At 68.3% G+C, this 252-nt stretch carries 1 pseudogene; it reads right to left on the bottom strand.

What is annotated here, in order from left to right:
* Positions 1–252 (bottom strand): annotated as a pseudogene (locus SB753_RS39530) (AI-2E family transporter); the annotation flags it as partial.

The following is a 252-nucleotide window of genomic DNA, read 5'->3' as shown; positions in this document are numbered from 1 at the left end:
ACAGACGCTCGGCCTGCACGATCGCCTCATGCGGATCGTCGGCGAGCAGCCGCTGATAGAAGTTCTGCGCGGGCGTGAGCGCCGGCTGATCGCCGAGCAGCACCGTGAGAAAGTTCAGACGGTCGGCGTAACGCCCGAGCGTCACCACGCACAGCGTGAGCGGCGTGGACAGCACGAGGCCGATCGGCCCCCACAGCCAGCTCCAGAAAATTGCCGCGACCACGACGGCCAGCGGCGAGAGCCCCGACCGGT

Origin of the sequence: Paraburkholderia sp. SIMBA_053 (genome assembly GCF_046534895.1) — a bacterium.
GTDB classification, from domain to species: Bacteria; Pseudomonadota; Gammaproteobacteria; order Burkholderiales; family Burkholderiaceae; genus Paraburkholderia; species Paraburkholderia caledonica.
This window is presented reverse-complemented; position numbering and strand designations above follow the sequence as displayed.